The following is a 3,759-nucleotide window of genomic DNA, read 5'->3' as shown; positions in this document are numbered from 1 at the left end:
TCCTGCACGCCGCGCAGGTCGCCTGACGATTCCAGGATATGGCTGGCGAAACTGTGCCGCAGCATATGCGGGTGCACGTTCTTGAACAGCCCCTGGCGTTGCGCCAGTTGCTTGATGCGTATCTGCACGGCGCGCTGGCTGATGGGTCCGCCGCTGCGGCCCGGGAATACCGGTTTCTCGCCGGCGCCGGCACTTTCCTTGCGCCACTCCTGCAATGCGTTCATCGCATGCGAGCCCACCGGCACGGTGCGCTCTCGGTTGCCCTTGCCGTGTACCAGCACAATGCCGCTGGCGGTATCGAGGTCGCGCCAGCGCATGGCGCAAAGTTCGCTCAGGCGCAGGCCCGAGGAATAGAACAGTTCCAACAGCGCGCGGTCGCGCAGACCGAGCGGTGCGTCGGTGGGCAGTTCGACCAGCTGCACGGCTTCGTCAGCGTCCAGCACCTGCGGCAGTTTGCGCGGTGCCTTGGGCGCGCGCAGGCCGGCGGCGGGGCTGTTGTCGATCACGTTGTTCTTCAGCAGCCAGCCGTAGAAGCTGCGGCAGGCCGACAGGCGGCGTTGCAGGCTCTTGGCCGACAGGCCGCGTCGGTACTCGCTGGCGATGAATTCGCGCAGCTGGTCGCCGTGCAGTACTTGCGGATCGTTGATGCCCTGGGCATCACACCATTGCGAGAGCGCTGCCAGGTCACGCTGGTAGGCGTCCAGCGTGTGCGCCGACATGCGGCGCTCGACCTGAAGGTAGGACAGGAATGCCTGGACGGCGCGCATCGCCGCGTTACTCCACTCAGGCGCTGCGGAAGCGCTGCAACCCGACCACCAACGACTCGCCCATCATGCGCAGGAACAGCGTGCCCATGCCGGGATAGAAACGATTGGGGTCGTAGCTGCCGACGGCAATCAGGCCGACGCCCGGCAGCGGCAGCAGCGCGGTGGACGACACCTCATGCACACGATCGCCGTACAGCACGTCGTTCTTTTCCTGCTGCAGACGGCCGCAGATGGGCTCGCCATCCTGCAGGCAGTCGTGGAACGGCGCCAGCTTGGCGTCATCCCGGGCGATGACCTGCAGCCACGGGGCCTCGGCCAGTTCCGGCACAGGCTCGAAGGAAACAATGCGCACCAGATCGCCGGCGAAATCCTCTTCCAGCGAGGCGGCCATCGCACGCAGGGTGTCGGCAGCGCTGTTCTGGCGCATCAGCGCCAGGGTCAGCTGGTGGGTGCGCACGGCCAGGCGTTCGTTGATCTGCGCGTTGGCGCCGAGATCGGCCAAGCGCCGCGACAACTCGCGGTTCTTGTCGCGCAGCACTTCCAGTTGATAGCTGGCCAGCGAGGCGGTGGGACCATCGTCGCGCGGCACCACCATGGTCAGGGCCAGATCGGGGAACTGCTTGAGGAAGCTCGGATGACGCCGCAGCCAGGCCGCGACTTCATGGGCACCGATTTTCTCGACTGTGTCGTTCATCCCATCCACTCTCCGTCGAATACAAATGCTGCGGGGCCCGACATCACGATCTCGGCGTCGTCGGCCGGCCATTGAATCCGCAGGTCGCCACCAGGCAGCGAGATGCGTGCATCGCGCTGCAGGCGGCCACGCTGCATCAATACCACGGCAGCGGCGCAGGCACCGCTGCCGCAGGCCAGGGTCTCACCGACACCGCGCTCATAGACACGCAGGCGGGCGTGGCCCGGGTCCAGCACCTGGGCGAAGCCGACGTTCACCGACTCCGGGAAAGAGGGGCTCTGCTGCAGCAGCGGGCCGATGCGCTCCACCGGCGCGGCATCGATCAGGCCAACTTCCAGCACCGCATGCGGGTTGCCCATGGAGACCGCGCCGAATCGCACGTTCTCGCCCTGCAGCGAGGTCATGTACTCCTCACGGGCACGCGGGTAGCCCAGCAGCGGGATGTGCTCGGGGGCGAACTCGGGCTGGCCCATGGCCACGGCGTAGTCGCCATTGCCCAGGCGCTGCACGGCGTGGCTGCGGGTGGGGCTGTCGATGACGAAGGCATCGCCCTGCACCGCCCCGTCGCGGACCAGCCAGGCGGCCACGCAGCGCGCGCCGTTGCCGCACTGCTGCGAGGTGGAGCCGTCGGAATTCCAGATGCGATAGGACGCCACGGCGCCTTCGCTGCGCGGCGCTTCGATGGTCAGTATCTGGTCGCAGCCCACGCCAAGGTGGCGGTCGGCCAGCAGCGCGGCCCGTGCCGCATCCGGCGGGGCGCTGCCATCACGCAGGTCCAACACCACGAAATCATTGCCGGCGCCATGCATCTTGCTGAATTGCAGGCGCCCTGCTGCCGAATTAACCATTGTTGCTGTCGGTGCTTTCGGTCGGCTGGCTGTCCGTGCCTTCGGTCTTGTCCTGGCCTTCGGTGGTATCAGAGGCCGGCGGGGTGGTCCCCTCGCCTTCGCTCGCCGGCGGCGTGCTGTCGTCGGCGGGAACCACTTCCTGCTCTTCGATCGGCACCGGCTTCTGCGGCATCACCAGCGGGCCTTTGTTGCCGCAGGCGGAAAGGCCCAGCAGCATCAGTGCCGCCGGGATGAGGATCAGGGAACGGGACGTCGTGTTCATGCCACGGAGTATAGCCACTGGACCATGAAAGCCGGATGGCGCAGGTCCCGCTCAGCGCTCGCCCGGCGGCAAGGGGCGCAGCCACAGCCACAGGCAGACGCAGGCCATGATGCTGATCGAGGTCCACTTCACCCAGGCCAAAGGCACGCACCACAGGGTGATCAGCGCGCAGGCCAGCATGGTCAGGCTGGCCATCCACTTGCCCTTGCGGCTTACCGCGCCATGCGCCTGCCAGTCGCGGATGGCTGGGCCGAAGCGCGGGTGCTCCAGCAGCCAGCGATGCAGCCGTTCAGACCCGCGCGAGGCCGCCCAGGCCGAAATCAGCACGAAAACGGTGGTGGGCAGGCCCGGCACGAAGATGCCGACGATACCCACGCCCAGGCTGACGTACGCCAACAGCCACCACGCCCAGCGCAGGCGCGGTGGGCGGGGTTCGGGCGGGGTGGGTGCATCCGGCATCACGGCAACTCAGGGTGTCAGTTGGCCACGCCCAGCTGCGACAGCACGAAGGCGAAGGACTCGGCCTGCTCCTTGTAGCGCTGGAAACGGCCGGACTTGCCGCCGTGGCCGGCTTCCATGTTGGTGCGGAACACGATGGGGGCGGTGCCGGTATTGACGTCACGCAGCTTGGCCACCCACTTGGCCGGCTCCCAGTACTGCACCTGCGAATCCCACAGGCCGGTACCAACGAACAGCGACGGGTAAGCCTGGGCGGTGACGTTGTCGTACGGCGAGTACTTGAGCATGTAATCGTAGTACTGCTTCTGCTCCGGGTTGCCCCACTCGTCGTACTCGTTGGTGGTCAGCGGAATGCTGGCGTCGAGCATGGTGGTGACCACGTCGACGAACGGCACCTGCGCAACCATCACCCGGTAATCGCCCGGGGCCTGGTTGGCCACGGCGCCCATCAGCAGGCCACCAGCGCTGCCGCCCGAGGCCGCGACGCGGTCCTTGGCGGCATAACCCTGTGCCACCAGCGCGCGGGTGACGTCGACGAAGTCGTTGAAGGTGTTCTGCTTGTGCAGCAGCTTGCCATTGTCGTACCAGCTGCGGCCCATTTCCTCGCCACCGCGGATATGCGCGATGGCGTAGACCACGCCGCGGTCCAGCAGGCTGACCACGCTCTGGTTGAAGCCCGGGTCCATCGACATGCCGTAGCTGCCGTAGGCGTACTGGTACAGGGCGGCG

At 67.0% G+C, this 3,759-nt stretch carries 6 protein-coding genes; all 6 read right to left on the bottom strand.

Annotated elements, in window-relative coordinates; all coding sequences use genetic code 11:
- A partial coding sequence (locus tag RT460_RS19410; RefSeq protein ID WP_313321361.1) for a tyrosine recombinase XerC occupies positions 1 to 767 on the bottom strand: 767 nt, incomplete at its 3' end.
- 16 nt (positions 768 to 783) lie between these two features.
- Complete coding sequence (locus RT460_RS19405; RefSeq protein WP_313321360.1) at positions 784 to 1,461, bottom strand: DUF484 family protein; 678 nt, start codon at positions 1,459 to 1,461, stop codon at positions 784 to 786.
- A complete protein-coding gene (gene dapF / locus RT460_RS19400; RefSeq protein ID WP_313321359.1) occupies positions 1,458 to 2,309 on the bottom strand; it encodes a diaminopimelate epimerase in 852 nt (283 codons plus the stop codon). Before dapF ends, RT460_RS19405 begins: the two co-directional genes overlap by 4 nt.
- Positions 2,302 to 2,571 (bottom strand): lipoprotein, encoded by a 270-nt coding sequence (locus RT460_RS19395; RefSeq protein WP_313321358.1) that lies wholly within the window; start codon positions 2,569 to 2,571, stop codon positions 2,302 to 2,304. Before RT460_RS19395 ends, dapF begins: the two co-directional genes overlap by 8 nt.
- Before the next feature lie 51 nt (positions 2,572 to 2,622).
- On the bottom strand, positions 2,623 to 3,030 hold the full coding sequence (locus tag RT460_RS19390; protein ID WP_313321357.1) for a YbaN family protein: 408 nt from the start codon (positions 3,028 to 3,030) through the stop codon (positions 2,623 to 2,625).
- 17 nt (positions 3,031 to 3,047) lie between these two features.
- A partial coding sequence (locus RT460_RS19385) for a prolyl oligopeptidase family serine peptidase (protein ID WP_313321356.1) occupies positions 3,048 to 3,759 on the bottom strand: 712 nt, incomplete at its 5' end.

The organism is Stenotrophomonas sp. (genome assembly GCF_032061965.1).
Taxonomy (GTDB): domain Bacteria; phylum Pseudomonadota; class Gammaproteobacteria; order Xanthomonadales; family Xanthomonadaceae; genus Stenotrophomonas.
The sequence above is the reverse complement of the archived record's forward strand: the minus strand, read 5'-3'. Positions and strand labels throughout refer to the sequence as shown.

Excerpts from the sequence above, each read along its gene's own strand:
- RT460_RS19405 (WP_313321360.1), bottom strand. The coding sequence starts at position 1,461 with ATGAACGACACAGTCGAGAAAATCGGTGCCCATGAAGTCGCGGCCTGG.
- dapF (WP_313321359.1), bottom strand. The coding sequence starts at position 2,309 with ATGGTTAATTCGGCAGCAGGGCGCCTGCAATTCAGCAAGATGCATGGC.
- RT460_RS19395 (WP_313321358.1), bottom strand. The coding sequence starts at position 2,571 with ATGAACACGACGTCCCGTTCCCTGATCCTCATCCCGGCGGCACTGATG.
- RT460_RS19390 (WP_313321357.1), bottom strand. The coding sequence starts at position 3,030 with ATGCCGGATGCACCCACCCCGCCCGAACCCCGCCCACCGCGCCTGCGC.